21 protein-coding genes are annotated in these 26,012 nt (G+C 71.7%); 9 read left to right on the plus strand and 12 right to left on the minus strand.

The annotated features are described in order from the left end of the window. The 8 genes from AC0OO9_RS26730 to AC0OO9_RS26765 are packed head-to-tail and all read right to left on the minus strand — an operon-like array spanning position 1 to position 9,286. Entirely contained in the window at positions 1-828 is an 828-nt protein-coding gene (locus AC0OO9_RS26730) for an HAD hydrolase family protein (protein ID WP_484513216.1), read from the minus strand. Then, on the minus strand, positions 821-2,026 hold the full coding sequence (locus AC0OO9_RS26735; protein WP_484513217.1) for a hypothetical protein: 1,206 nt from the start codon (positions 2,024-2,026) through the stop codon (positions 821-823). Before AC0OO9_RS26735 ends, AC0OO9_RS26730 begins: the two co-directional genes overlap by 8 nt. Further along, positions 2,023-2,655 (minus strand): class I SAM-dependent methyltransferase, encoded by a 633-nt coding sequence (locus tag AC0OO9_RS26740; RefSeq protein ID WP_484513218.1) that lies wholly within the window; start codon positions 2,653-2,655, stop codon positions 2,023-2,025. The genes AC0OO9_RS26735 and AC0OO9_RS26740 overlap by 4 nt, the downstream gene beginning before the upstream one ends. Beyond that, positions 2,639-3,754 carry a GHMP family kinase ATP-binding protein gene (locus tag AC0OO9_RS26745; RefSeq protein ID WP_484513219.1) on the minus strand — a complete coding sequence of 372 codons (1,116 nt, stop codon included), beginning with the start codon at positions 3,752-3,754 and terminating at the stop codon, positions 2,639-2,641. Before AC0OO9_RS26745 ends, AC0OO9_RS26740 begins: the two co-directional genes overlap by 17 nt. After that, entirely contained in the window at positions 3,738-4,820 is a 1,083-nt protein-coding gene (locus AC0OO9_RS26750; protein WP_484513220.1) for a monodechloroaminopyrrolnitrin synthase PrnB family protein, read from the minus strand. Before AC0OO9_RS26750 ends, AC0OO9_RS26745 begins: the two co-directional genes overlap by 17 nt. Beyond that, positions 4,817-7,198, minus strand: a complete 2,382-nt coding sequence (locus tag AC0OO9_RS26755; protein WP_484513221.1) for a pyridoxal phosphate-dependent decarboxylase family protein — start codon at positions 7,196-7,198, stop codon at positions 4,817-4,819. The genes AC0OO9_RS26750 and AC0OO9_RS26755 overlap by 4 nt, the downstream gene beginning before the upstream one ends. Next, the gene (locus AC0OO9_RS26760) at positions 7,191-8,270 is read right to left on the minus strand and encodes an NAD(P)-dependent oxidoreductase (protein WP_484513222.1); all 1,080 of its coding nucleotides are present in this window, start codon (positions 8,268-8,270) and stop codon (positions 7,191-7,193) included. Before AC0OO9_RS26760 ends, AC0OO9_RS26755 begins: the two co-directional genes overlap by 8 nt. A gap of 8 nt (positions 8,271-8,278) precedes the next feature. Beyond that, entirely contained in the window at positions 8,279-9,286 is a 1,008-nt protein-coding gene (locus AC0OO9_RS26765) for an aldo/keto reductase (RefSeq protein WP_484513224.1), read from the minus strand. A gap of 400 nt (positions 9,287-9,686) precedes the next feature. Here AC0OO9_RS26765 and AC0OO9_RS26770 point away from each other — a divergent pair, with 400 nt between their 5' ends. Then, positions 9,687-10,817 (plus strand): nucleotidyltransferase family protein, encoded by a 1,131-nt coding sequence (locus AC0OO9_RS26770; protein WP_484513226.1) that lies wholly within the window; start codon positions 9,687-9,689, stop codon positions 10,815-10,817. A gap of 67 nt (positions 10,818-10,884) precedes the next feature. On the opposite strand, the gene AC0OO9_RS26775 is transcribed toward AC0OO9_RS26770, so the two are convergent. From AC0OO9_RS26775 to AC0OO9_RS26790, 4 genes are read right to left on the minus strand one after another with little or no spacing between them, the layout of a single operon-like run. Continuing rightward, complete coding sequence (locus AC0OO9_RS26775; RefSeq protein WP_484513228.1) at positions 10,885-12,465, minus strand: hypothetical protein; 1,581 nt, start codon at positions 12,463-12,465, stop codon at positions 10,885-10,887. 8 nt (positions 12,466-12,473) lie between these two features. Then, positions 12,474-13,679 carry a UDP-galactopyranose mutase gene (gene glf / locus AC0OO9_RS26780; protein WP_484513230.1) on the minus strand — a complete coding sequence of 402 codons (1,206 nt, stop codon included), beginning with the start codon at positions 13,677-13,679 and terminating at the stop codon, positions 12,474-12,476. Then, the gene (locus AC0OO9_RS26785) at positions 13,676-14,596 is read right to left on the minus strand and encodes a phosphotransferase family protein (protein WP_484513232.1); all 921 of its coding nucleotides are present in this window, start codon (positions 14,594-14,596) and stop codon (positions 13,676-13,678) included. Before AC0OO9_RS26785 ends, glf begins: the two co-directional genes overlap by 4 nt. Further along, positions 14,586-15,368, minus strand: coding sequence for a phosphotransferase family protein (locus tag AC0OO9_RS26790; protein WP_484513234.1), 783 nt, complete (start codon positions 15,366-15,368; stop codon positions 14,586-14,588). The genes AC0OO9_RS26785 and AC0OO9_RS26790 overlap by 11 nt, the downstream gene beginning before the upstream one ends. Before the next feature lie 921 nt (positions 15,369-16,289). Between AC0OO9_RS26790 and AC0OO9_RS26795 the strand changes: the two genes are divergently transcribed. From AC0OO9_RS26795 to AC0OO9_RS26830, 8 genes are all read left to right on the plus strand, one after another. Next, the gene (locus AC0OO9_RS26795) at positions 16,290-17,240 is read left to right on the plus strand and encodes a ParB/RepB/Spo0J family partition protein (protein ID WP_484513236.1); all 951 of its coding nucleotides are present in this window, start codon (positions 16,290-16,292) and stop codon (positions 17,238-17,240) included. A gap of 36 nt (positions 17,241-17,276) precedes the next feature. Next, positions 17,277-18,791, plus strand: a complete 1,515-nt coding sequence (locus AC0OO9_RS26800; protein ID WP_484513238.1) for a class I adenylate-forming enzyme family protein — start codon at positions 17,277-17,279, stop codon at positions 18,789-18,791. Positions 18,792-18,871: 80 nt separating this feature from the next. Next, positions 18,872-20,536 carry a condensation domain-containing protein gene (locus tag AC0OO9_RS26805; protein ID WP_484513240.1) on the plus strand — a complete coding sequence of 555 codons (1,665 nt, stop codon included), beginning with the start codon at positions 18,872-18,874 and terminating at the stop codon, positions 20,534-20,536. A 2-nt stretch (positions 20,537-20,538) separates the two neighbouring features. Beyond that, the gene (locus tag AC0OO9_RS26810) at positions 20,539-20,805 is read left to right on the plus strand and encodes an acyl carrier protein (protein WP_484518060.1); all 267 of its coding nucleotides are present in this window, start codon (positions 20,539-20,541) and stop codon (positions 20,803-20,805) included. Positions 20,806-20,808: 3 nt separating this feature from the next. Further along, the gene (locus AC0OO9_RS26815; protein ID WP_484513242.1) at positions 20,809-22,008 is read left to right on the plus strand and encodes an AMP-binding enzyme; all 1,200 of its coding nucleotides are present in this window, start codon (positions 20,809-20,811) and stop codon (positions 22,006-22,008) included. Beyond that, positions 22,001-22,729 (plus strand): SDR family NAD(P)-dependent oxidoreductase, encoded by a 729-nt coding sequence (locus tag AC0OO9_RS26820; protein ID WP_484513243.1) that lies wholly within the window; start codon positions 22,001-22,003, stop codon positions 22,727-22,729. The genes AC0OO9_RS26815 and AC0OO9_RS26820 overlap by 8 nt, the downstream gene beginning before the upstream one ends. Then, a complete protein-coding gene (locus AC0OO9_RS26825) occupies positions 22,726-25,104 on the plus strand; it encodes a peptidase domain-containing ABC transporter (protein WP_311411240.1) in 2,379 nt (792 codons plus the stop codon). Before AC0OO9_RS26820 ends, AC0OO9_RS26825 begins: the two co-directional genes overlap by 4 nt. Beyond that, positions 25,101-26,012: a transglutaminase-like domain-containing protein gene (locus AC0OO9_RS26830; protein ID WP_484513246.1), complete on the plus strand. Its 912-nt coding sequence runs from the start codon at positions 25,101-25,103 to the stop codon at positions 26,010-26,012. The genes AC0OO9_RS26825 and AC0OO9_RS26830 overlap by 4 nt, the downstream gene beginning before the upstream one ends.

A 26,012-nucleotide genomic window follows, 5' to 3' on the forward strand; every position in this document is an offset into this window, starting at 1 on the left:
TCAGTGCGCGCAATCCTCCACGACGTCGGGCCGGTCACGCCGGACGAGGGTGTCCGGGTGGAAGGCGGCCAGGAAGTCTCCGATCGGGCCCGACAGCCGCATCGTCGCGCGTGCAGCGGCGTCGGCGTGGCTGTCGGCCACCGCGACCCCGACCGCCGCAGAGGCCAGCAGGCACCGGTCGTTGCGCCCGTCGCCGAACGCGATGACCCGCTTCAGGTCGGCCTCACCGGCCTGCTCAGCCAGCAACGCCGTCACCGCGGCAGTCTTGCAGGTCCCCGCAGGCCGCACCAGCTTCGCCGCGGTGCCGGCGAACGGGATCGCCTCGACCGCACCGCCCAACAGCCCCTCGGGCAGCGGCACACGGTCCAGCACCAGCACCGAGCCGACCTGCGCACTCCCGCCGAGCTGCGGGTCGACCTCGATGGACGATCGGGGCAGCCGGTGCGCCATCGCGAACCACGTGGACGCCCGCCGGGACGTCGCGACGTAGCGGTGATCCAGCTCCGCGACCAGCTCGGTGAAACCTGCGGCGAGCAGCGTCGGCAGCACCTCGCGGGGCAGCGCGCGGCGGTATGTCGCCCGGGCGGCGGCGCGGTCGTACTCGACGTTGCCGTTGTCGAGCAGCAGGCGAGGTCCGAACAGTTCGAGGAGGCGCTCGGGTAGACCGAGCGCCTCGAACAGCACCGTCGATCGTCCCGTCACCAGCAGGAGTGCCAGACCGCGCTCGCGCAGCCGGGCGAGCCCCTCGATCGTGCCGGGCATCGGCACACCGCGCTCGTCGACAAGCGTGCCGTCCAGGTCGAACGCGGCGAAGGCGAGGTCAGGCACGCAGCGTTCCGAGCGCCCCGCGGATGGAGCTGGACAGGTTCACCAGCGTGTTGCGGGTGCCGAGCTCGGCGACCAGGATCGGCAACCGCATGAGTGCCTCGAACGTCCGCCCCGCCATGGTGCCGATGTCGTCGCGGTCGCGGGTGCGGGCATGCAGCCAGTCCTCGACGAACACGTCGTCGTCCGGAGTCATCAGCTGCTCGGTGAGCACCTCGCGCGCCTGGTCCGGATCGACCCGACGCACGCTGAGCACTGCGGAGTCCTTCGTCACGCGGGGCAGCACGATGGCGGCCAGCCGCACCGAGGGAACCAGAGGGGTGCCGGTGCGCGCACGCCACTCGACGGGCAGCAGGTTCAGCTTGGAGTCTCCGCAGAAGCTCTGCCAGTCGCTGGTGACGAAGTCCGGCTGCCGGCGAGCCAGCTGCCAGCTGGTCGCGTCCTTCAGGCCCAGCGCGTGCATGGTGCCGCCGTTGATGCGGATCGGCACCGGCATGCCGCAGGCCGTGACCTGCTCTCCGTCCGCGCGGACCATGACCCGGTCGTTGGCGACGAAGGCGCAGCCGGAGGCAGCGGCCAGGGCCAGGGCGGTGGTGGACTTGCCGGCACCGGAGCGGCCGACCACCACCACGTTGCCCTCCGGGGTGGCCGCGCAGGACGCGTGCAGCCCGGCCCAACCGTCGCTCTCGCCGCGCCGGTAGCCGAACTCGCGCAGGTGCCGGGCCAGCGCCAGGTGGGCGTAGGGGCGCGCGGTCGTGACGAACACCAGGCCGCGCGGGGACTGCACGACGAGGTTGGTGCCGTCGATCTCGTCGGGCTCCGAGACCACGGCGCAGGTCCCGTCGGCCAGCTCGTAGCGGATCCCGGGCGCGGCCACGTGCAGGTGTACGGCTCGTCGCCGGACCGCCTGCGCCGCGTAGTGCTCGACCAGCCGTGCGAAGCACGCGTCGGAGACGGCGAGGTTCACGGCGGCCAGCGAACAGGGCGAGGAGTCGTCGGGCAGGTGCTCCCAGATGTCGTTCGCCGGGGTGAACAGGTCGTGCAGGTAGGTGATGGCCCGCGGGTCGGCGCTGCTCACCGCGATCCTGGTCTGGCCCAGCCGGACGGCCCCGGCGCGTACGCCGAGCCGTGCCGCCAGCGCGTGCGGGTCGGCCAGCTCGGCCGGATCGGTGTCGAGGAGGGTTGCTTCGCTCTGGATCATCGGGTCCCCGTCGGTCGCAGGACGGCCCGCCAGACTGAGCGCTGGCCGGGGTCGGCATCGTGGAGGTATTCGAACGGGCCGTCGACGAACTGGAATCCGGCGGCACGGCAGAGCGCGGCGATCCGCTCCGGCGGCAGCAGCGTCATCACCTGTCCGTTGGGGAGCCGGTGCCGGTCGTTGGAGAGCGGGGTGAGCCGGTGGTCCAGATGCGCCGCGCTGAACAGGTTCAGCGACACCACGCCGGCGGTGGCGACGACCCGGCCCAGCTCGCCGATGGCCGCGGAGACCTGTTCCGGCCGGGGCAGGTTGTGCAGGACCCCGTGACACACCACGACCGCGGCCCGCGCGGTGGCCACCGGCAGCGCAGCGACGTCCGCCTGGCAGAAGCCGGCACCGGGGGCGACGCCGTGTGCGCGCAGCACCATCTCGGCGTGCAGGTCGAGTCCGACGACCCGGTAGCCTCGTTCGGCCAGCAGCGGCAGGTTCCGCCCACCACCGCAGCCGACGTCGAGCGCCACGGCGCCGGGGTCGCCCTGCGGCACGATGTCGGCCAGGTATCCCGGCGGCGACGCCGTGGCGAACGCCGTCACCACCTCCGGCCGGTTCCAGTAGTCACCCGTCGCGCGCATGGCGCTTCACCGTGCACTCGTCGAGCAGGTAGCCCTGGTCCCACGGCATCGCGCGGAACGTGGTGAGGCCCGCGGCTTCGAAGCCGGCCGCGACGGCGTCGGGCTGCTCGGTGAGAGCGAAGAAGAGCGGCCCGACCGAGGACAGGCTGAGCACGGCGGCCTGTCCCGACTCGAACAGCTGCCGCACCTGCTCCGCGTACTCCAGCAGGCGGGGGTGCGAGAAGGCGCAGTTGCGGATGCTGCCCATCTCGAACCGGTAGTCGAAGACGAGCTGCCCGAGGGTGCGCGGAGTGCCGGTGACCAGGTCGGGCCAGCACTCGTGCAGCAACCGGTAGGCGATCTGCGGCGCGTACCGACGGCCGGTCTCCAGGAACCCGTCGAAGTTCTCCGCCTCGGCGCGAAGGCTCTCCGAGGCGTCCCAGCTGCGCAGGTCCGGCGGTACGGCGAGCACGATCGTGTGCCCGGCCGGCGCGGGGGCGGCCAGCAGCGCGACCGCGTTTCCGGAGACCACCTGGATCGCGCCGGGTACCAGACCGGCGGCGGCCGAGCCGCCGATGCACTGGACCGGCATGATCTCGTCGTCGTTGCCGTCGATCTCCTCGCCGTGGTTGTCGACCAGCAGCCGCATCAGCGTCCGGTGGTCCAGCGGCCGGCCGCACAGTTCGTTGATCGCCGCGGCCACGGCCGAGAGGACGGCGCTGCTGCTGCCGAGACCGACGTGCGGGGGCAGCGGGTGCGAGCGGATCGTGATCCGCATTCCGCCGGTGAGGCCCAGGACCTGGCGCATCAGCAGCGCGGCGTGGCGCCCCAGGACCGGCCGGGCACTGTCGGCGGTGATCTCGACGCCGTCGCCGGACGCCGTGCCCTGGACCTCGACGCTCGTGAAGAGGTCGGTGACGAAGACCAGCTCACCGGCCGGGTAGGAGCCGGCGCCGGGCAGCACCTTGCTCGGGTCCAGTGCCATCGCGTTGAGCCGGTTCGGGTAGCGCAGGCGCACCCGGCCCTCGATTCCGGCGACGGGTGGCACGGACGGGACTGCGCCGCGCACCGAACCCACCCGTACGGGGGCGAAGCCCGCCACACTACCGGTCGCGGTCATCGGCGCTTCCTCTCCGCTGTCGGGGCAACGGCAGCGTCACCGCGGCCTTGGACGTGGTGATCTCGATGAGGTGGTCGAGGGCCTCGACGGTGTAACCGCCGCTGCCCAGCGAGCCTTCGGCCCGGATGGCCATGTTGGCCCGGGCCACCTGGCGGTGGGGGTAGCGGAAGCGCAGGATGCGCTTGAGCAGCGCGGCGTACTCCGCGCGCACCCGGGGCGACTCGAGCAGGCAGCGCAGCAGCGGCGAGTTGCCGCTGCGGTACGCCAGGAGCGTGTCGTCGCACACCGCCCGGTGGGTGGGCGGCAGGTAGAGCACGTTCTCCACGAGATAGTCGTCGTGCCACGCGCCGAGCTGCCCCGGTTCGCTCGGCGCGAGCAGGAGCACGTCGAGGACGAGCAGTGGCATCTGGGCGCCGCCGGGACCCATGTAGGCCTTCCCGCCGATGTCCATCGACGGGAAGTAGGGCCGGAGCCGGTTCGAGAAGTAGTCGGGGGTGATCGTCCGCTGGACCGTACGCAGGTTCCTGCGCAGGACCTCGACCCCGTCGTGCACCTGGCCGAGTGCGGCGAGGAGCACGTCCTCGTCGAGGTCGGCGCGGTCGCGGCAGGCGGCCAGGTCGTCGACGGCCAGGTTCAGCGCCTGGGTCGCGGCGACGACCGAGTCGATGAACACGTGCTCTTCGTCGCTGAGCAGGAAGCCGCGGCGGCGGGGGCCGACCGGGTTGCGCGTGGTGTAGCTGTACACGGTGTCGCGGGGGACCTCGTCGGCGACGGCGGCCAGGCGTAGGAGTGTCGGCTCGATGCCGTGCAGGTCGGCGTCCGGATCGTGCCGGACGAGTGAGGCGGCGAGGAAGCCCAGGTCGCGCAGGGCGGCTCGGGCGGTGTGGACGTCAGCCGTGTCGAAGTCGGCGCTGAGGTCGGCCAGCGCGTCGACCATCCACGCCGTGTCGGCGCGCTCGTTGGCGGCGGGCAGCTCGGCGAGGACGTCGTCGGCGCGCAGCGGGTCCATCGCGGCCACGGCGAGGTCGTCGGCGTTCTGGTCGGCGCCGATGAAGGAAGTGGTCATGCCGCGACCCCGACCGCGGTGGCCAGGACCGTGCCGGTGCCGCCGTCCGTGCTCCGTACCGCCGCGTGCGCCCGGATCAGGTCGGCGCCGTGATCGGCGACGGCGACGACATCGTCGACACGCAGCCGTTCCGGTTCGGAGACGTCGAAGACGGGCAGGAGGCGGGCCATGCGCCGGCCCACGCCGGTGTCGACCGCCATCCGGGTACGCCGTCCGGCAGGCAGCGACGCGGTGGTCACGACCAGCTCGCCGGCGCTTCCGGACACGTCGGGTACGCACCGGCCGACCAGGCCCGACCGGGCGACCAGCGCGTCCGCCGCCGACGCGGCGACCAGGTCGGACAACCGCCAGGCGTCCTGCGACCGGGCGCCCACCACGACCGTGCACTCGATGTCGAAGAAGCGGTTCGGGAAACGCTGGTACTCCTGCCGCAGCAGGTGTGTCCGCCGGGGCAGCAGCGGATCGCCGCTGACCCTGAGCATGTCCAACCGGGCCGGGCGGTCGTCGTCGGCGAGTTCGACGGTGCACTCGAACGACGTGTCGATGGAGAACGAGTACTCGTCGCTGTGGGCGCGCCGCCGGAAGCCACGCGCGCTCTTGCCGAGCTTCACCACGACGTGGTCCCGGAAACACTGGATCTCGTCGGTGAACTCGCCCTCGCCGAACTTGTACTCCAGCGACCGGAACTCGCCCGTGCTCTCCAGGTTCATCAGCACCCGCTCGCCGGGCTCACCGGTGCCGACACAGAAGTGCACGCCCCCGACCAGGGACAGCTTCTGCTGCGACCGGTCGAGCACTTCGACGTAGTAGTCGGCGGTCCGTACGCCGAACAGTTCGTTGCCGAACGGGTCGGCGAGATCCGGGGCGTAGACGTGCGCCTGGCGGCCCGTCGCGGTCTCGCCCCATTCGCGCACCTGGAGGGGTTCGCCGGTGGCGGAGCGGTGCAGGAAGGTGTGGAAGGAGTACCCGGGCTCGTCCGGGTCGCGGCGGCCCGGCGGGTGCACGATGTAGTGCCGGAAGCAGTCGGTGTCGGCGGCGATGTCACGCAACTGCTCCGGCACCCCGGCGTCGGCCTTCCCGCGCCCGGGCCTGGCACGTGCGGCCCTGGCCTGCGCGACCGCCTCGGACAATCCGATGGCGAATCGGGCGATCTGCTCGTCGGTGAGGCTGTGTCCGGCGTAGAAGTGGTGGTAGCTGCGGCGTCCGCCCTGCGGCGCGGGCGCGCTGACCGCGAGGAGCCGGTAGCGCTCGGTGAACTCCTTCGGCAGCAGTCCGTCCGGTGTGGAGAAGCCGGCCACGACGACGGGTGAGGCGGGTGCCGGCCGGATCTCCGCCTCCGGGTCGGCGGCACGGATCGCGTCGGCGATCAGGTCCCGGCGACGCAGGCACTCCTGGATCGCCGCGGTGAAACCGGAGTGGCCGAGGCCGAAGACGGTGGCCCACAGGGCGGCGGCCGCGGCGCCGGGGCGGGACCCGGTCAGGGTCGAGTCGACGATCCCGGTGACCGGGCTCGCCTCGGTGACGTGTCCCAGCAGGCCCTTGCGCACGAGCAGCACCCCGCACGAGTACGGCAGCAGGCCCGACTTGTGCGGGTCCAGGGCCATCGCGTGCACGCCGACGTTGCGGAAGTCGAAGGCCAGCGCGGGATCGCTGAACGGGAAGATGAAGCCGCCGTGGGCCGCGTCGACGTAGCAGAAGAACCGCACCTGATCGGCGAGCTGCACCGCGCGGCGCCGCAGCAGCGCGGCCAGCTGATCGACCGGGTCGCACAGGCCGCTGTTGTAGTAGCCGGCCGTCAGCGCCACGATGATGCCGGTCGCGCCGGCGGCGACCGCCGCCTCGACGGCCTGTGTCAGCTGCTCCGGCTCGATGACCCAGCTCGGGCCGGGTGCGATCGTGCGCAGGTCGAGGCCGAGGACCTCGGCGGCCTTGGTGACGGAGTGGTGGGCGAACTCGCTGGTGATGAGGGTGACCCGCGACGACGCGTCGGCCCGGACGGCGTTGCGTCCGATCCGCAGTCCCTGGATCATGGCCTCGGTCGCGCCCGAGGTGATGTAGCCGTCGGCCGAGTCGGCGTGCAGCAGGCCGGCGAGGCCCAGCAGAGCTTCGCGTTCGAGCCGCCGGGTGCCGGCGCGCCCGGCGCCGAAGGGGGTGTGCACTCCGACGTTGTTGCTGTTGAGGGCCAGGAACCGGGTCCAGGCGGAGAGGGCCACCTCGTGCGGGGCCGACATGGCGAAGCCGAGCCGGGTCACCGTGGGATCGTCCCAACCGGTCGTCTCCGCGTACGCGCGGTCGAGGCCGGCGGTCAGCTCGCTCGGGCTCAGCCCGGCGGCCGGGAACGCATCGCTGACCGTCCAGCCGTTCTCCAGGTCACCCACCGGTACCGTCCTTGCCGTGCCGGACGGCTGGCGTTCGGCCGAGCCGGACCTGCAGTCGCTGGGGTGTCAGCGGGTGCCGCGGCTGTTCTCCCGCCAGCACGCGCAGGATGTCGTCGGCGACGATGTCGGCGACCGCGATGTTGGCGTCCCTGGTCCGTCCCGCGATGTGCGGCAGGTGGACGACGTTGTGCCTGCCGATCAGGGGATCGCCCTCCGGCAGCGGTTCGACGTCGTACACGTCCGCGGCCCAGGCCAGTTCGTCGGCGAGCACCCGCTCCCGCAGTGCCGCGGCATCGATCGCGGCGGCTCGGGTGATGGTCACGACGAGTGCGCCCTGCCGCAGGGCGAAGACGTGGTCGCGGTCGACCACACCGGTGACGCTGGGGGTGTCCGGTGCCGCGACGACGAGGATCTCGGAGTCCCGTACCAGCCGGTCGAGGTCCACCGACTCCGCCGAGACCTCGGCGAAGCGCTCCGGGGAGCGGTACGGATCGTACGCCAGCACGGTCGCGCCGAGCATGGCGCACCAGCTGGCGATGCGCCCGCCGATCTCGCCGACCCCGATGATGCCGACGGTCTTGCCCGCAACGGTGCCGTTGGCGAAGCGCGGATCGTCGCAGAACTGCACGTACGGGTAGTCCCAGGGACGGAAGCCGGTGATGACCTCGTGGTGCCACTGCGGGATGCGGCGCAGCCCGCACAGGATCAGGCTCAGCCCGCACTCGGCGACCGACTGGCCCCAGCCGGGAGTCCCCTCGACGAACGGGATGCCCGCGTCCCACAACGCGTCCATGGCCTCGATGCCGCAGGTGTCGGTTTCGCTGGCCACCACCTTCAGCCGGGTCGCGGCGGCGATCATGTCGTGGGTGAGCTCGCCCCCGAACAGGGCGACCGCGTCCACGTCGGCCCAGTCGACGGCGGCCAGATCGCTTTCGCGTACGTCGAGGTAGCGGATGTCGCAGGTCGGGGACAGGCGCTCTTCCAGCCGCTCGCGCAGGAACGCCCAGAATTCCGAGAGCAGACCGTCGTCGGTCAGCAGCACGACGGGTCGGCGGGAGGTGAGGTCGTTCATGCCCTGACTCAAGATTCCTCGCTGTCACGTGCGCCGCGATGGCCCTGCTCGATGGTCCGGAACCACAGGCTGCTGCCGGGGGCGACGATCGCGTCGACCGCCTGACGGGCCTGTGCGTCGACGGTGGTCTCTGTCGCCTTGAGCGCGAGCGTGAGTTGGTCGAGGGTCCGGGGACCGATGATGGTGCTGGTCACGTCACTGCTGCCGGACAGCCACGAGTGGGCGAACTCGGGCAGCGACTGCCCGTGCTCGGCGGCGAGCTCCAGCAGCGCGGCCAGGGCCCGCTGCACCGGCTCCCAGACCGCGCCGCGCGGTGACCACCATTCGGTGAAGCGGGCGTCGGCGGGCGGCTCCCCGAGGAACCGTTCGCTGAGGTACCCCATCGCCAGCGGGCTGTAGGCGACGAAGCCGACGCCGTACTCGCGGCAGATGGGGAGGATGTCCCGCTCCACTTCGCGTTCGAGCAGGTTGTAGGGCGACTGCTCGGCGACCGGGCCGGGCGTGCCGAGCGAGCCGCGTGCCAGCACGGCCATCTCGACCAGACGCCAGGTCGGCACCACGCCGAGGCCGGGCTGCTCGGCCATCTCCTCCGGGCTCGGCATCGTGGACGTGCCGATGTATCGGACCTTCCCCTCCCGCACGAGGTCCGTCAGGGCGCCGAGGGTCTCCTCGACGGGCGTCCGTAGGTCGTGCCGGTGCAGGTGGAAGATGTCGATGTGGTCGACGCCCAGGCGGCGCAGGGACCGCTCGCACTCGCGCTTGACGGCGTACGCGGAGTTGCCCCAGTCGTTGGGCCCCGGTCCGACCTCGTTGTAGCACTTGGTGGCGATCAGGACGTCGTCGCGGCGGTGACGGATGGCCTTGCCGAGGATCTGTTCGCTGCGGCCGTCCTGGTAGGCGTTGGCGGTGTCGACGAGGTTGACGCCGGCGTCGAGAGCCGTGTGGATGATCTCCTCTGCGGCGGCCTCGTCGGTCGGACCGCCGAAGTTGAAGGTACCCAGAGTAACCGTGGACACACGCAAGCCGCTGCGGCCCAGTTGATGGAACTCCATCCACGCCCCCTGCTGTCTCCACCGAACCCAGCGGCCATTGTGCCGCTGACGGTTATAGTGATCAAGATCGGAGCGAGAGTCCACTAATCAGCTGAACGATCGCCGGGCAGCAGTTGAGCGCTGGTCAACCCTCCTGCCGGCCCGGGCCCCACGCCAGCGCCCCACCCGGCGGCGGAGCGCGTCCCGTCGACGGCGACGCCCGTGTGCGCGTCCGGCCGACAGGCAGGTGAAACGCTTCCCGGAGACCGTTAAGCTTTGCCGCCCACCCAGGGGCGAGTTTCACACAGAGTGATCTCGTGCCCACTGCGGACGGATGTCGAGTCAGCGCCGTGCAATGCCGGGGCATCGTCGAGAAGGAGGCCGAATGGCCGAGTTGTCAGCCGAATCGGAGTTGTTGCTCCTGCTCAGCAGGCAGCAGGTGACGGATACGCAGCTGGCTCGGGTGCGCACGATCATCAGTCGGGACGCGCCGCGCCTGGACTGGGGGCACTTTGCCGTGCAGGCCGCCAGGCACCGCGTCGCCCCCCTCGTGGGCTGGCATCTCTGGCGCCTGCTGACCACCGAGAGGGTCGCGGGCATCGATTCTCCCGTCGTGCTGCTCCTGTACTCCGCCTATCGGGACACGCAACGTGCCAACGAGCTCATGCTGGCTGAGGTCCGGGCGATCAGCGACGCCGCGGCGGACCAGGGCATCACGGTGCTCATGCGCAAGGGCGGCCATCTGGCCTTCGCGGTCTACCAGGAGCCCGGGACGCGACCGATGGGTGACCTGGACGTCCTCGTCACCAGGGAGGAGGCGACCACCCTGGTCAAGGCGCTCGAAGGACTCGGCTACGTGGAAGGCAACCCGACGCGCGTCGACATCGTCCCGCTGAGCAAGCGGGAGCGGGCCTTCTGGCGTCTGTACGGCAGTGACCTGCCCAAGATGAACAAGTTCGGCGAGTTCCACCGGCCGATCGTCAGCGTCGACATCAACGTCTCGTTGGCGCTGCCCGGCAAGGGCTACGACGTTCCGGTCGGTGCCGTCCTGGCGCACGCCGGCCGGCACCGGTACGGGGACGCCTCGTTCCTCGTGCCGTCCGCCGAGGACGCGGTCATCGACCTCTCCGCCCACATCTACAAGACCTCGACGACCCTCAGGTTCATGAACCGCGGCAAGCACCGGCAGCTGCTCAAGTACGTCGACATCGCCGAGGTCGTGCGCCGTGCCGGCGGAGACCTCTCGTGGGACCTGTTGCTCGAGCGGGTGGACGAGTACGCGGTGGCCGGGCCCGTCTTCTACGGGCTCGCGCACCTGCGGATGCTCTACCCGGACGCCGTCCCTGCGGACGCCCTGGCCGCGCTGCGGCAACGGTGCCCGGAGCCGGAGCGCCTGCTCACCGAGTACGGCCAGTGGGACCTGCCGGAGCCACGCGCCTGGCAGCAGGACTTCCTCACCCGGTTCTTCGACCCGGACGCCGACCGCGACCTGCCAGCCTCGAAGTCACTCGTGTGACGACAGGAGGCGCTTGGGCGATGCCGCCCAAGCGCCTCCTGCCCCGCGAGGCGACGCGAGGACCGGCCTACCGTTCGGTCTTCCCGGACAGCACCGGCGTGCCCACCCGCCAGGAGCGGAGCATGCGCAGGAACATCAGCCACGGGCCGGTGGCGCTGACGAAGGGCGCGGCGACGAACGTCGCCACGAGCGTCAGCCGCGGACGCCTCCCGGTCAACCAACTGACGGAGCGGTCCTGGCGGTCGATCCCGCCCAGTCGCGGCAGCAGCGCCAGCAGTAGGACGGCCGTGACGGGATACGCCAGCACACCGGCGCCGACGGCGAGCGCGGTCCACCAGCCGCCCCCCATCGCCGTGATCACCAGCCCGGCGGGGATGAGCAGCACTCCGGCGAACCAGATGGCGATGTCGAACAGCTCCTTCGCCACCAGCAGCCATTTGCCCGGCCGGCTGACCGGTGACGGATAGGGGCGTACGTGGTCCAGTTCCCGGGCGACCCCCAGGCTGCCGTAGCAGACGTTGGCCCACCCGTTCATCATCGACCTGGTCTGGTAGTAGGGCTCGGTCAGGTTGAAGCTCGGCACCAGCGCCTGCTCGACGCCGAGCAGCGAGGCACGGTGCCCGACCGGCTCCTGCATCTCCGGGAACGGGCCGAGCTCGCGCCACGCGCCGAGATGGACGAACGTCCCCGAGCCGATCGCGTAGATCATCGGGCGGAACGGCGCGGCGAGCAGTCGCACCAGGCGCGGGCTGCGGCGCAACAGGTCGTTCTGGAGTATCCGCCCGACCTCGACGCCCAGGCCACGCCGCAGCCAGTACAGCACCTGTCCGCGCATCAGGGCACCGTCGGCACCGGGGGCGAAGGGGGCCCGGAACCGCAGCGGCAGCTGCACCTGGTGCAGCAGCGCCGGCGGGCGGCGGCCCGCGGCGACCGCCGTACGCACCAGGTCTCCCACCGCCACGAACGTCTCCCCGTGGGCCACCGCGTCGAAGTCGTAGACGGCCAGGTAGACGCTGTCCGGGTCGACGCCCGGCAACAGCTCGGGTATCAGCTCCACCGCGTAGTTGAGCTGGGAACCCTTGCGCCCGTCGGTGTGGGGGAAGTGGACGTGGCACGAGCGGTGCGTACCGGGCCTGCCGTTCAACTCGGCGGTGATCTGCCGGCACAGCTCCTCGGTGGTGGGCGTCGCGTCGAAGGCGCGGCGCAGCACGCCGGGCCACTCGTCCGGTGACGTCCGCTCCAGCTCGTCGAGGGTCGCGGCGATCACCGACGGCGCGAGCACCTTCTCCAGTGCCCGCTCCCGGCTGCCACGCCTGGCCAGACCGTGTAGTTCGGTGACCACGGCGGGCAGGGCCGCCTCCTGGGCGGCACGTTCGGCCGTCTCGCGTTCGCTCGTGATGGCGACCGATATCAACGTCCCGGGATACCGCGCGGTGGCGAACGATTCCAGCGTCTCGCGTACCAGTCGCTGCTCGCGCAGGGCCGGCAGCATGACCACGATGACGGGAAGGTCCGCGGGGGCCGCGGCCGGCGCCGCAGGGCGGTCGCGGACCGCCCGGGCCGCCACGATGATCCAAACGAGTACCCAGACCGCGTGCGCGGCGAACAGGATCGCCACGACGCGGCCCAGCACGGTGATCGTCTGCAAGATGGTGCCTACTCTTTGTCGTCGGTGGTCGGACCGGTGGACCCGAGCGGGCGCCGATCGCGGAAGTAGGGCACGATCCGGTTCTCGAACATCGCCAGCGCGGAACCGATCGCCATGTGCATGTCCAGGTACTGATAGGTGCCGAGCCGTCCGCCGAAGAGCACGTTGCGCTCGGCGGTCTCCTGTCGGGCCAACATCCGGTACGTCCGCAGCGCGTCCCGGTCGCCGGCCGTGTTGATCGGGTAGTACGGCTCGTCCTGGTCGCCGGCGGAGCGCGAGTACTCCCGGACCAGCACCGTACGGTCGCTGCGGTACGACCGTTCCGGGTGCATGTGGCGGTACTCGACGTTCCGGGTGAACGGCACCGACTCCTCGGCGTAGTTGATCGTCGTGGTGCCCTGGTAGTCGCGCACCGGCGCCACCTCCCGCTCGAAGTCGAGCGTGCGCCAGCCGAGCCGACCCCCGCTGTAGCGGAAGTAGCGGTCCAGCGGCCCGGTGTAGACGACCGGCGTTCCGTCCGCAACGGCGTCGGCCAGCTCGAAGAAGTCCGTGTTCAGGTGCAGGTCGATGCGCGGGTCGGCCGCCATCCGCGACAGCCAGGCGGTGTACCCGTCGACCGGGAGGCCTTCGTACGTGTCGTTGAAGTACCGGTTGTTGAAGTCGAACCGGACCGGCAGCCGGGCGATGACCGACCCGGGAAGTTCCTTCGGGTCCGTCTGCCACTGCTTGGCCGTGTATCCCCGGAAGAACGCGTCGTAGAGGGGCCGTCCCACCAGTGAGATGCCTTTTTCCTCGTGGCTCGGATCAGGGGGGAGCTGGCCGATCTCGGCCGCCTGTTCGGCAATCAGTGCCCGCGCCTCGTCCGGGGTGAGGTAGCGGCCGAAGAATTGGCAGATCGTGGCGAGGTTGACCGGCAGGGGATACACCTGCCCCTGATAGAGGGTGAAAGCCTTGTGCCGGTATCCGGTGAACGCGGTGAAACGGTTGACGTAGGCCCAGATTCGCTCGTTGGAGGTGTGGAAGATATGGGGGCCATATCTGTGCACCTCGATTCCGGTGTCCGGGTCGACCTCCGAGTAGGCGTTGCCACCGTGATGGTCGCGCCGTTCCAGGACCAGCACCCGCTTGTCCAACTCGGTGGCGGTCCGCTCGGCGATCGTCAATCCGAACAGGCCGGATCCGACGACCACCAGGTCGTAGCCCTCGAATGTCATGTCACTGCCTCTCCGAGTAGCCCGGCCGCCGATTGGCGCTCGTCGCTGAGGCGCTGCTTCCATTCGGCCACTGCCTGCGGCTCCTTCTCGGCGAAGAGGGCGACGTAGGAAAGAGCCGTGATGATTTTGTGCAGGTGCAGCCCGGCTTCGACGTCACGTGGCGGGTTCGGGTGGGTCCGGTGCGCCGCATAGGCGGTGTGGAACGCCGCCCGTTCGGTGTCGTCCGCGAAGCACCACCAGTCGAGCTTCACGAAGTCCTCCACCGGGTCACCGGGCCGGGCGAAGTCCATGTCCAGCAGCCATACGTCGCCGGCTGCGTCGACAAGCACGTTGGGCAGGTGCACATCGAGGTGGGTCAGCCGCGGAGACATCGACGGCAGTACCTCGGCGACCAGTTCCAGCAGTTTTGCGACGAGCCGATCAAGATCGCTGGGGGTGAATATCTCCATCCTGGCTGCCCGGGCGGCGTAGCGGCGGATCTTGACTGCGACCGTGTCGTGGATGCTGGTCGGCCCCTGCGCGGTGTAGGGGATGTCGTGCAGCCGGGCCAGCACCGCGCCCAGCCGTTCGAGTACCCGCCGCCGCTCCCGCCCGTCCTGGGCGGCGAAGTGGTCCTCGGCGTCCGTGCCGTCGATCCACTCCTGGACGAGGAAGGCGTGGCCGTCGCCGTCCGATCCCGAGCCCAGGAGGCGCGGCACCGGCACGCCGTGTGCCAGCGCGATCTCGGTGGCCCGGCGGGCTCCCAGGAAGTCGTCCGCCGCCCGGGAGTCTTCGTTGATCTTGATCAGGTAGTCGCCGTCGGTGGTGTGTACCCGCCAGCCGGTGCTGAAGATGCCCTTGGTGACCGGTGTCGCCCCCAGCGGGGCCGCCTGCGGTGCCACCGAGGTCAGGATGTCGATGGCCGCGTCAGCTTGCATCGGAGCCTCCGGGGGAGTGGACGCCGTCGTACAGGTCGGTCAGCTCGGTCAGGCAGCGGTGCGCCAGCGCCGCCGAGGCGGCCCCCGGCCTGCTGCTCGCGCTCATCAGGCGGCTGAACAGGTGCAGCCGCAGGTAGAGGTCGACGGTGGGCGACCGGGGGTCGAGGCCGACCCACTCCGGCCACCGTGCCGGCGGCAGGCGCCACTCCCAGGCCAGCCTGACCAGATCCAGTTCGGGGTCGCCGAACGTCGCCAGCTCCCAGTCGAGAAGGACCGGGCCGTGTGCGGTCAGGATGACGTTGCCGGGGTTCGGGTCGCTGTGCAGCAGGTGGGGGCGGGTGTCTCCGAGCACGTCGAGCGCGTGGTGCAGGGTCCGGCACTGCCGCGCCTGCGCGGTGAGACCCAACGTCGTCAGTGTCTCGGCGTACGAGTCGAGCCGGCCCGCCAGGAACCCGGCCCAGCTCGGTTGGTCGGGCGCGTGCAGCCGGCCGAAGGCGGGTCCGGTGATCGTGTGCGCGGCCCGCAACGCGGCGACGGATACCCGCACGTCGAGGGCGCTGGCGGGGTTCGGTGCGCTGCCCCGCACGTACCGGATGAGGGCCGCGCTGTGCCGCCCGAACGTCGCGCTGCCGATGACCGCGGGGACCGGCGCGCGTCCGCGCAGCGACTCGAGTGCCGTCACCTCGGTGTCGCGGCGCCAGGCAGTGGTGTAGAGCTTGAGCACCGCGAGGGGGCGCAGTACCAGCACCCGGTTGGTCTCCCGCTCGGTCACGGCCGCCGCCCCGGCCTGGTGCCCGGTGCCGGGCGAACCGTCGTCGCGGACCCGGCGCGGGTGCCTGTCCCCGCGCCGCGGTCGGCACGTCGGCCGTCGGGCCGGCTCCGGCGCGTCCGTGCCCGCGTCGTACGGCTCACCACGCAGCCCGTATCGCGGGGCCGGCAGGAGCCCGCCCCCGGAGCCGGGGTCCTGGCAGGACGCCTCCTCCCGCGGCTGGTGCCCCACATCCCGACGACCCTGCCGTCGACCGGGCGGGGTGGCGGTGCGCGGCGACAGTGGCCGGCAGCTTCAATTTCCGTGGCATTGCCCCGCCCGTACTAATTGGTTTGCTGGTGTCTCTGAAGTGTTTTGTCGAGCAAGGACGGACGCATTTCTCGAACGTCGCGCCCGCCTTCGACCGGACACTGGCCAACGGTCTCGGGGCCTGCATAGTACCGACCATGATGGTGATCCACAAGCAATGCTCGTATCCCATTTGCGTCAGAGGGTCGCCACCCTCCGTGTTGCCCGGTCGCAATTCGACATGGACTGCGGCGGTTTCTGTGCCGGACAATTACCGACCGTCCGCAGGGCGTTTACGCGCTGATGCCGCCGAGGTGTCCCGCTCCTGCTTGAGGCCGAACTGTCGGTACGTTCGTCGTTACCGTTCGAATTGCTGTCTGCGCTGTCTGGAAGGCGTCTGCCTGCGGTTGTAGCATGACCGTCACGGGTATTTCGTGACGGACGGGTAATGGTGGCGGCGGCCAAATCGTCGGGTAAGTGCGACCGTGTGTTGTCGCAGGCGCACGGGCGATGGGCGTCAGCACAGCCATTCCCACTGTGGCGACTTGGCGCGAGGGACGAATGAAGAGACGACCGGATAGCGACTCCACCGCGCAGCCCGCTCAGGCGGGGGAGGCAGCGGCTCCGGAGGTCGACGTGGCCGACGTGCGCTCGTTGCGGGTCGGCTTCTCCCCGAGACTGGACGGGATCAGCGCGAGACACGTCACGACCCTCGTCGAGCTGACCGTCGAGCTGCCACCGATCGTCGTCCAGCGTTCGTCGTTGCGGGTGGTGGACGGCATGCACCGGCTACGGGCCGCGCGTGTGCGGGGTGACCGCCACGTGCCGGTCGTGTACTTCGACGGCTCCGACGCGGACGCCTTCGTGGCCGCGGTGCAGTTGAACCTCGAGGACGGCCTGCCGCTGAGCGCCCGGGACCGGCTGGCCGCCGCCAAGCGGATCCTCGCCTCGCACCCCCAGTGGTCCGACCGCCGGATAGCGGCGGTGTGCGGCGTCGCCGCCAAGACCGTCGCCGGCCTGCGGCGGCGATCCCTGGACACGGGCCACCACCAGGACGTCCGGATCGGCCGGGACGGGCGCCGGCACCCGGTCTCGACGGAAGAGGGCCGGCGGGTGGCCGAGGCGATCGTGCGTCGCGAGCCTGATGCCAGCCTGCGCGAGGTCGCGCGCCGGTCAGGCATCTCGGTCGGGACGGCTTTCGACGTCCGCCGCAAGGCGCTCGGCGGCGGCGTCTGTGTTCCGGCCGGGCAGAAGGCCCCGGCGCCGCCGCTCGCCGAGTTGGCAGCCGTCTCGTCCCCCGACGGGCTGCCGGTGACGGATCAGGATCTCGCCGCCAGCATCCGGCTGCAGCTGGAGCGGCTCCGCCAGGATCCCGCGCTGCGCTACACGGACCACGGCAAGGCCCTGCTCCGGCTGCTCACCGGGACGCTCGCCTTCATCTCGCAGTCGTCGAACACCGCTGGCAACGTCCCCGCGCACTGCCACGAGTCGCTTCGGGTTGTCGCCCAGGCCTGCGCGGGGGGCTGGTACCAATTCAGCCAGATGCTTCCCGAGGAGCGCAGACGGCACCGGACGGTCGGGCGTTGAGCCTCGCCGCCAGGGGCAGCTCAGCCCGGTCCTGACATGCGGATCCACACCCTGCTGGACACCGCCGCGCGTCGGCATCCCCGGCGCACCGCGGTCGTCGACCGGAGCCACCGGTGGAGCTACCAGGAACTCCGGCAGCGAAGCGTCAACCTGGCCGGTCGGTTCCGCGCACTGGGCCTGCTGCCGGGGGACCGGATCGCCGTGCGGTCCGGCGGCGCCGGCTTCGCCGCGATCCTGTTCGCGGCGTCGTACGCGGACCTGACGCTGGCGCCCCTGTCGGCCACGATGCGTCAGTTCCAGCTTCGGGCGGTGCTCGCCGACATCGAACCAGCCCTCGTGGTGGGGATCGACCCCGCAGCGGTCGAGGTGCCCGCCCGTGCCTGGTCGTCGGCACGGTTCGGGGAGATCCTGGAGACGCTCGACGCGCCGGCCGGGGAAGCGGGCCAGCCCGATGCCAGCCGTGCCGACGGTGCCCCTGAGACGCCCGCCCTCCTGATGTACACGTCGGGCAGCAGCGCGCGGCCCAAGGGGGTGGTCTGTCCGCACGACAGCGTCCTCTTCGCGACCCGGGCGATCGGACAGGTCCTCGGCTACCGGCCGGACGACGTCGTGCTCTCCTGCGTGCCGCCCTCGTTCGACTACGGGCTCTACCAGCTCCTGCTCGCCACGGCTGCGGGCTCGCGGTGGGAGGCGCTCGAGGCAGGGGAGGGGATCGCCCTCCTCGAACGGATGACCAGCGCGCGGGCCACCGTCGTGCCCGTCGTGCCGGAGATCGCCACCGCGCTGCTCCGGCTGGCGGCCAGGACGGCGCTCCCGGTGCCGCAGTCGGTCCGGATGTTCACGAACACCGGCGCCCGGATGTCGCCACGGCTCGCAGCCGGGCTGCGCGACGCGTTCCCCGGCGCGGCCGTGGTGCAGATGTACGGACTGACCGAATGCAAGCGAGCCACGATCCTGGAGCCGGACGGCGACCTGGAACGCCCAGGGTCCGTCGGGCGCGCGATCCCCGGCACCGTCGTACGCGTCGTCGACCGTCAGGGCCGGCCGCTACCCGCCGGCGAGGTCGGGGAGGTCGTCGTCGAGGGCGCGAACGTCATGGCCGGATACTGGCGCGACCGGCAGCTGAGCGCCGCCACCTTCCGCGCGACCGCGGCTGGCCGGCGGCTGCACACGGGCGACCGCGGCCACCTGGACGTCGACGGCCACCTGTACCTGCACGGTCGCGGCGACGACGTCTTCAAGCACCGGGGCGTGCGGTCGAGCACCGCCGAGATCGAAGCGGCGGCCATGGACATCGACGGCGTCGACGGGGCTGCCGCCCTCGCGCCGGACGAGGCGAACCCGCTCACCGTCGTGGTGGCCACCGTCCTGCCCGAGAACGACGTGCTGGCGGAGCTGGCGCGCCGCCTCGAACCGGCCAAGACGCCGGAGCGTTGCGTCGCGGTCCACGCGCTGCCGCTCACCCCGCACGGGAAGGTGGACCGTCAACAGGTCCGCGCGATCGCGCGTTCGCGCCCACCGCCGACCCCCGTTCAAGTGCGGATTCCTTGACGGTGTCCGGGGAGTTGCTAATCTGCCGATCTTGAATCTGGCCTCCGGTAGGTGACCACCGCTGCTGGGATGAGGACCGTATGTCGTCGCGACCCACCCGCCCTGAGGCGGTCGATCTCGACACCGCTGTCCATCCCCTGCTGCCGGGCCAGCTCGCGCATCACCGCGCCCTGTCGGGGACGGCGGAGCAGGGCGCGGCGGTCTGGATGTCCTACCAGGTCACCGGCCCGCTGGACGTCGCCGCGTTCGTCGGCGCGGTGCGCTCGACGGTCGCCCGGCACGCGGCGCTGCGGATCGGTGTGACGACGCTCGACGGTGAACCTGTCCAGTGGGTCCGGCCGATGCCCGACGATCGCCGGCTCGTGGCGATGACCCAGGTCACGGCGAACGACACCGAGCAGTTCGCCCGGTACGTACGCTCCGTCCTGGCGGCGGACCTCCGGCGCCCCTTCGACCTCGCGGTCGAGTACCCGTTCGTGCTGCGGTTGCTGCGGTTCACTCCGACTCTGCACGCCGTGCTCGGGGTGTTCTCCGACTACGCCGTCGACGCCACCGCCCGGATGATCGTCGTACGCGACCTGTGGGGCGCCTACTTCGGCGGCGGGACCGACGCCGACCCGGTGGACGCCGACTACCTCGCCGCGGTGACCGGCCAGGCCGCCGCCGCCGACTCGGCGCGCGCCCAGGCGGTGTCCGCGTACTGGCGGCAGCGTGGCCCGTGGCTGCCGCCCCGGTGCCAGTTCCTTCCGGGGCTCGGCGGGCCGTCCGCGACCGTCGCCCACACCGAGCTGCTGACCCTGCTCGAGGACGAGTGGAAGGACGTGCGTGAGCGCTGGCAGGCCGCCGGCTTCAGCACCGTCCAGTGGCTCCTCACGTTGTTCGCGGCCGCCGTGTTCCAGCTGACGCCGCAGGACCGCCTCGTCGTCTCGATGAAGCTGAACGGCCGGCGTCACGCCGACCAGGGCGTCGTCGGCATGTTCGACGTCGTCGTACCGGTCGTGCTGGACCGGCCGGCCCGGCCCGCCGACCTGCTGGTGCAGGTGCGGCGGGAGCTGTTGTCGGCGACCTCGCGACGCACCGTCACGCGGCAGGCGTTGGACGACATGTGGGCGACAGCGGTCCGACGCCTGGGCCGGCCGGTCCACGACACCCTGTCGATGACGTACCTGGAGGACACCGCCGACCGCGACGACGCCGACGGCGGCGCGGTCGCCATCGAGCGCGGCGCGTACACCCCGACGTGGGTCAGGAGCGCCGACGGCCTGCGGATCGCCGCGAACGAGCGGCCCAACGGGCTGGGCATCCGGCTGACCGTCGACGGCGAGACCATGTCACAGGCCACCTTCACCAGGTTCGTCGCCGCCTTCCGCGCACTGCTGGCCGGAGACGACCCGGTCAGCGCCGCACCGGCGACGGAGAGCGGCCCCGGGCTCACGCCACTTCGCGCGCCCGACGGCGCGGTCGTGCTGGTCGTCGACCTGGCCGAGGTGACCTCGGTCCTCGACTCGCATCCCGCGGTCGCCTCGGCCAGGGTCTCGGTGGAGGTCGCCGAGGACGGCGGATCGCGGCTCGCCGCCGAGGTGACGACCGCCGACGCCGCGGTCACGGCGGACGATCTCGCCAGCCACGTCCGTTCGCACGTCGCCGGCCGGCCGTTCCTGGCGGTCCCGGTGCGCATCGCGGTGGTGTCCGACACCGCCGCCGACGAACGGTCCGAGGAGCTATTCATGGATGGAGTTGGTTGAGCGTGGAGAGTGTCCACGTCGACACGGTGATCGACGAGGAAACCCTTGACGCGGTGGCGAAGCGGGTGCTCACCGTGCCGCCGGTCGGCGACACCCCGCGCTACACCGGCGCGATGCAGCTGGCCGAGCTGGAGATCGACAGCCTCGTCGTCGCGGAACTCATCGTCGAGTTCGAGCAGGAGCTGGGTGTACTGCTGGACGTCGTCGCCGTCGACCGGATGGAGACGCTCGCGGACCTCTGCCGGGCGCTGCAACCGGCAGCAGGCTGAGCCATGCCCGTGACTACCCATGCCGATCCGCTGGCGCAGCGGATCGTCCGGCTGCGAGAGGCGGTCGCGGCGACCGGCCTGCGCCACCTCGCGGTCGAGGTGGCCTCCGGGCCGGACCTCGTGGTCGCACTGCGTGCACTCCGCCCGCTCGACGCATCGGTGGTCGTGGTGGGTCCGACCGTCACCGCGTCCGCGCTGGCGGAGCTGCGCCCGCAGGCCGTGCTGAACGTCGCCAGCGGGCGGATCCGGCCCTCCGGGGAAGGCCGCCGGCCCGCCGGCGCGGGGCAGGGCGGGCTGTGGATCTTCTCGTCGGGCACCACGGGCACCCCGACCCCGACCTACTGGCCCTGGCCGGAGCTGACCCGAGGCGCCGACTGGGACACCGCGCACCGTGACGAGAGGTGGGGGATCGGCTACGCACCCTTCACCTACGCCGGGGTGGAGGCCGTGAGCCAGGCGTTGGGCAGGGCGGCCAGCATCGACTTCCTCACGCCGACCGACCTGGCCGTCGGGACGGGCGCGCGCTACGACGTCGTCGCCGGCACCCCGTCGTTCTGGCGGATGGCGGCGCTGCGCCGGGGGACCGACGAGGCCCGACCGCGGGTGCACACCGTCTCGATGGGCGGCGAGCCGGTGGACGCCCAGCTGCTACGCCTGATCGAGTCGGCGTTCGCGCCGCAACGCGTCTTGCAGTTCTACGCCAGCACCGAGCTGGGCCGGATCGCCACCGTCTCCGACGGGCTGCCGGGCCTGCCGCTCTCCGTCCTCGACGGGTACGGGTCCCACGGGAAGGCGCTGGCGGTACGTGACGGCGAGCTGCTCCTGTCCCCGGCGCCCGGCGCGCCGTACCTGCCGACCGGGGACGAGGCGGCGATCCACGGTGGGCGCCTGCACATCCTCGGGCGACGCGGCGAGGTCATCAACGTGGGCGGCGTGAAGGTCGTGCCCGGCCACGTGGCCCGGCTGCTGCGGGAACATCCGGACGTCGTCGCGGTCCGCGTCTACCCGGTGCGCAGCAGCGTGCTCGGCGCCGTCGTCGGCGCCGACGTCGTCACGCCGCCGGGCTCCGACCGTGACCTGGTCGTGCAGCGGGTCAAGGCACACGCCCGCCGCGTACTGGCCCCGGCGGAACAGCCGCGGCGCGTCACCGTCGTCGACCAGCTTCCGATGGCACCGTCCGGAAAGGCGGCCCGCGGTGAGTGAGGCGCTCGGGACGGTGTTCGTCACCGGCGGTACCCGGGGCATCGGGCTGGCTGTCACCCGGCAGCTGCTGACCGTCGGTTACCGGGTGGTCGCCGTGGCACGGACCGCCCCCAACGAGTTCGCGGCCCTGCGGGAGTCCGTCGGCGACCCGCTGACGTTCGTCGCCGCCGACCTCACCAGCGGCGACGATCGGCTCGCGGTGGCCAACCGGCTACGGGAGTGCGCCGACCTCCACGGTCTGGTCAACAACGCGGGGGTGGCGAGCGCGGCGCTGCACGTCGCCGCCGCACGGTCGGACATGACCCGGATGTGGCAGCTCAACGTCGAGGTCCCGATGTCCCTGTCCCAGGCGGCGGTCAAGGCGATGTACCGCCGTGGCGGGCGCATCGTCAACGTCACCTCGATCGCGGCCCATCGGACCTTCCGCGGGCTCGGCGCGTACACCGCGACCAAGTGCGCTCTGGAAGGGTTCTCGAGGGTGCTCGCCGCCGAGGTCGGCAGCCGGGGCATCACGGTCAACTGCGTCGCACCGGGCTTCATCGACACCGCCATGACCGCATCGATCGAGGACGGCCTGCGCGCCGCGATCAACCGACGGAACATGCTCAACCGGGCCGCCACCGTCGCCGACGTGGCGCGGTCGGTGGAGTTCCTGCTCTCGCCCGCCGCGGAGGCCATCACCGCGCAGGTGCTCCGGGTCGACTCGGGCAGCGGCGGATGAGCACGCTGGACAAGACCGGGCAGGCGGAACAGGCCCCCCGGCCGCCGGAGGCGACGAGCCTACCGACGGAGTTCACCGACCGACGGCAGCGCTTCCGGCGCGAGGCGTTGCGTCACCACGGCGTCAACCGGGATGCCGGCGACGCGGTGGAACTCGGCTGGCGGGCGCTGCCCGGCCTGGCCGCGTTGCGCGGCCTGCGGTGGCGCAACGTGCGGGCCGCGCTGCGGGTCTCGCGCACCCGGGTTCCGGTCGTGCTCCAGTCGCAGATGAGCGAGTGTGGGGCCGCCGCGCTGGCGATGGTCCTCGCCTACTTCGGTCAACCGGTCCCCCTCGACGAGTTGCGCACCGAGACCAACACGGGCCGGGACGGCGTCGCGGCCCGCGCGATGCTCGGTGCCGCGCGGAGGCGCGGCCTGGTCGCGCGCGGGGTCCGGGTCTCCATCGAAGGGCTGCGCAACCTCCCCCCGGCGACCATCCTCTTCTGGAACTTCATCCACTTCGTCGTGTTGGAGCGGGTGACCGACACCCACCTGTACATCGTCGATCCGGCCTTCGGCCGGCGTAAGGTCAGCCTGGCCGAGGCCGGCAAGGCGTTCACCGGTGTGGCGCTGGAGTTCCATCCACCGGTCGGCGCCACGACGTCGCGGCGAGGGGCCGACGCCCGGAACCTCGGCGCGAGCCGCCTGCCGTACCTGTCGAAGTTCTTCCCGCGTACGGCCGCCTGGGTTCCCCTCGCGCTGACCTCGGTCGCGCTGACCCTGTGCGGCCTGGCGGTGCCGGCCGCCTCCACCTACGTCGTGCACCGGGCGAGCCAGCCAGGCGAACCGGTCAGCGCCTGGCTGCTGTTCGGGGCGGCGGTCGTGCTGTTCGGGATGTACTTCTGGATGCAGACCGTCCGTCGGCTGGCCCTGCTGTCCGTGCAGACCCTCGCCGACAAGTCGGTGACCCTCGGGGCGGTCCACCACCTCGTCGCCCTGCCGTTCGACTACTTCGCCCAGCGCCACACCGGCGACCTCTCCATGCGGGTCCGCACCAGCAACGCGGTCCGTCAGATCCTGACGGGATCCGCGCTGTCGGCCGTGCTCGACGGGGTGCTGGTGCTCGTGTACGGCGGGCTCATCGTGGTCGCGGACCGGCGTCTCGGCGCGCTGGTGCTCACCCTCGCCGTCGCCCAGCTCGCCCTGCTCGCGTTCAGCTGGCGCAAGCAGGAATACCTGACCGCGGCGTTGTTGGAGGCGCAGGCGAAGAGCCACACCGAGCTGTTCCAGTTGCTGGACAGCGTGCCGACGCTGAAGGCCTCCGGGCTGGAGGGCGCCGCGGCGGAGACCTGGAGCCACACGTTCGTCGCCGAGGTGAACGCCAGGACCCGCAGCCGGCGGTTCCTCGGCGTGTGCGAGGCCGCCAGCACCGCGATCCAGTTCCTCGCTCCGCTCGCCGTGCTCGCCGCCGGTCTGGTCCTGCTCGGTCGCGGCGAGATCTCCCTGTCCCGGGTGGTGGGCTTCTCCGCCCTGGCCATGGGAATGTTCGTACCGCTGGCGAGTCTGGTGCAGACCGGGCTGGAGGTCGCCGGCCTGAGGGCCACGTTGACCCGGCTCGCCGACATCCTGGACGCGCGCCCGGAGGCCGGCCCGGACGCGGTGGCGCCGTCCCGCGTCACCGGCGCCATCACGCTCGACGACGTGCGGTTCGCCTATCCGGGCGCACGGACGCCGGCGCTCGTGGACGTCAACGCACAGATCGAGCCCGGGCAGTTCACCCTCATCCTCGGTGAGTCCGGCTCCGGCAAGTCGACGCTCGCCATGCTGCTGGCGGGGCTCTACCTGCCCAGCGCCGGCACGGTGTCCCTCGACGGCACGCCGACGGACCAGCTGGACCGGCCGGCCGCGCGGCGGTCGATGGCGTACGTCCGGCAGGACGCCCGGCTGTTCGGCGGGACCATCCGGGAGAACATCGCGCTCGGCCGGCCGGAGTGCTCCCTGGAGGACGTCATCGCCGCCGCCCGGCTGGCCGAGGTCCACGACGACATCGACGCGATGCCGATGCGGTACGAGACGCTGCTCGGCAGCTCCGGGGCGGGCCTGTCCGGTGGGCAGATCCAACGCATCTCCCTGGCGCGGGCCCTGCTGCGGAACTCCGAGCTGCTGATCCTCGACGAGGCGACAAGCGCCCTCGACCGGCTCACGGAGGACCGCATCATGGCCAACCTGCGCCGGACCGGGCGCTCCCTGGTGGTCGTCGCCCACCGGCTCTCCCACCCCGAGGCCGCCGACCAGATCCTCGTCATGAGCGACGGCAGGCTCGTCCAGCGTGGCCGCCACGAGGATCTGATGGCCGAGGACGGTCTGTACCGGCGCCTCGTGGGAGGTGCCTCGTGACAGCCGAGGGTTGGCTCGACCGGCAGGCGCTCGACGCCCTGCTGCCGCTGATCCGGCAGGTGCCGCACTCGCATCGGCGCTTCGAGATGGACGCCGCCACGGCCGCCGCCGAGTACCAGATCGACGGGCCGGGCCTCGACGTCCTCGTCGCCGCCGGTCTGCCCTCGGCGGCCGGCGCGGACGGCCTCCTGTTCGACGCCACCGACCTGCGCAACGTCTCGGTGCACCTGGACCCGCGCTCGCGTGGGCGCAAGGTCCTCTCCTGGTGGATCCGCGAGCTGGGGCGCCCCACCGCCCACGCCCGCTACCGGATGGACTACGTGGCGCAGTGCCCGGAGCCCGGGCACGACGAGCCGTGCCGGTGGCGCCTCGCGGTGCCGGACGACGCCTGGCACGAGACGACGTCGGCACCGGACCGGGGCGGCGTGCTGCACTCGGTGACGTTCGACCGGCCGCGGACCTGGCCGGAACTGCCGACCGCGGTGCTCGACCTGCTGGCGGAGACCCGGCACATCCGGTTCCTCTGGCTGCCGGAGACGTTGCGCGCCGACAGCGCCTTCGTCCGTGACACCGGGATCGGCGACTGCGTCGGCGTCGCCCACCTGCTGGTCGAGGAGGCCCGCAGGCGGGGACTGACCGCCCGGTTCTCCTTCGGCAGGTCCCTGACCCCACCGATCTCCGCATCGCACTCGTGGGCGGAGTTCCAGGTCGACGGGGTCTGGGTCCCGGTCGACCCGGTGCTCCTGGACGCCCTGGGGCAGTGGGGCATGGCCGGGCCGGAGTGGCGCCGCGACCGCTCGCTCGGTGCCATTCTCGGCCGCGTCGGACCCAGCTGGCGCGACCTGGTGACGCACGCCGGTCAGCCGGTTTTCGCGAGATTCCCAACCTACCGCGACACGGGAGGGTGA

This window comes from Micromonospora sp. USAFONa4 (genome assembly GCF_057197825.1).

Excerpts from the sequence above, each read along its gene's own strand:
- AC0OO9_RS26800 (WP_484513238.1), top strand. The coding sequence starts at position 17,277 with ATGCGGATCCACACCCTGCTGGACACCGCCGCGCGTCGGCATCCCCGG.
- AC0OO9_RS26815 (WP_484513242.1), top strand. The coding sequence starts at position 20,809 with ATGCCCGTGACTACCCATGCCGATCCGCTGGCGCAGCGGATCGTCCGG.
- AC0OO9_RS26740 (WP_484513218.1), bottom strand. The coding sequence starts at position 2,655 with ATGCGCGCGACGGGTGACTACTGGAACCGGCCGGAGGTGGTGACGGCG.
- AC0OO9_RS26750 (WP_484513220.1), bottom strand. The coding sequence starts at position 4,820 with ATGACCACTTCCTTCATCGGCGCCGACCAGAACGCCGACGACCTCGCC.
- AC0OO9_RS26770 (WP_484513226.1), top strand. The coding sequence starts at position 9,687 with ATGGCCGAGTTGTCAGCCGAATCGGAGTTGTTGCTCCTGCTCAGCAGG.
- AC0OO9_RS26760 (WP_484513222.1), bottom strand. The coding sequence starts at position 8,270 with ATGAACGACCTCACCTCCCGCCGACCCGTCGTGCTGCTGACCGACGAC.
- AC0OO9_RS26805 (WP_484513240.1), top strand. The coding sequence starts at position 18,872 with ATGTCGTCGCGACCCACCCGCCCTGAGGCGGTCGATCTCGACACCGCT.
- AC0OO9_RS26735 (WP_484513217.1), bottom strand. The coding sequence starts at position 2,026 with ATGATCCAGAGCGAAGCAACCCTCCTCGACACCGATCCGGCCGAGCTG.
- AC0OO9_RS26745 (WP_484513219.1), bottom strand. The coding sequence starts at position 3,754 with ATGACCGCGACCGGTAGTGTGGCGGGCTTCGCCCCCGTACGGGTGGGT.
- AC0OO9_RS26825 (WP_311411240.1), top strand. The coding sequence starts at position 22,726 with ATGAGCACGCTGGACAAGACCGGGCAGGCGGAACAGGCCCCCCGGCCG.
- AC0OO9_RS26785 (WP_484513232.1), bottom strand. The coding sequence starts at position 14,596 with ATGCAAGCTGACGCGGCCATCGACATCCTGACCTCGGTGGCACCGCAG.
- glf (WP_484513230.1), bottom strand. The coding sequence starts at position 13,679 with ATGACATTCGAGGGCTACGACCTGGTGGTCGTCGGATCCGGCCTGTTC.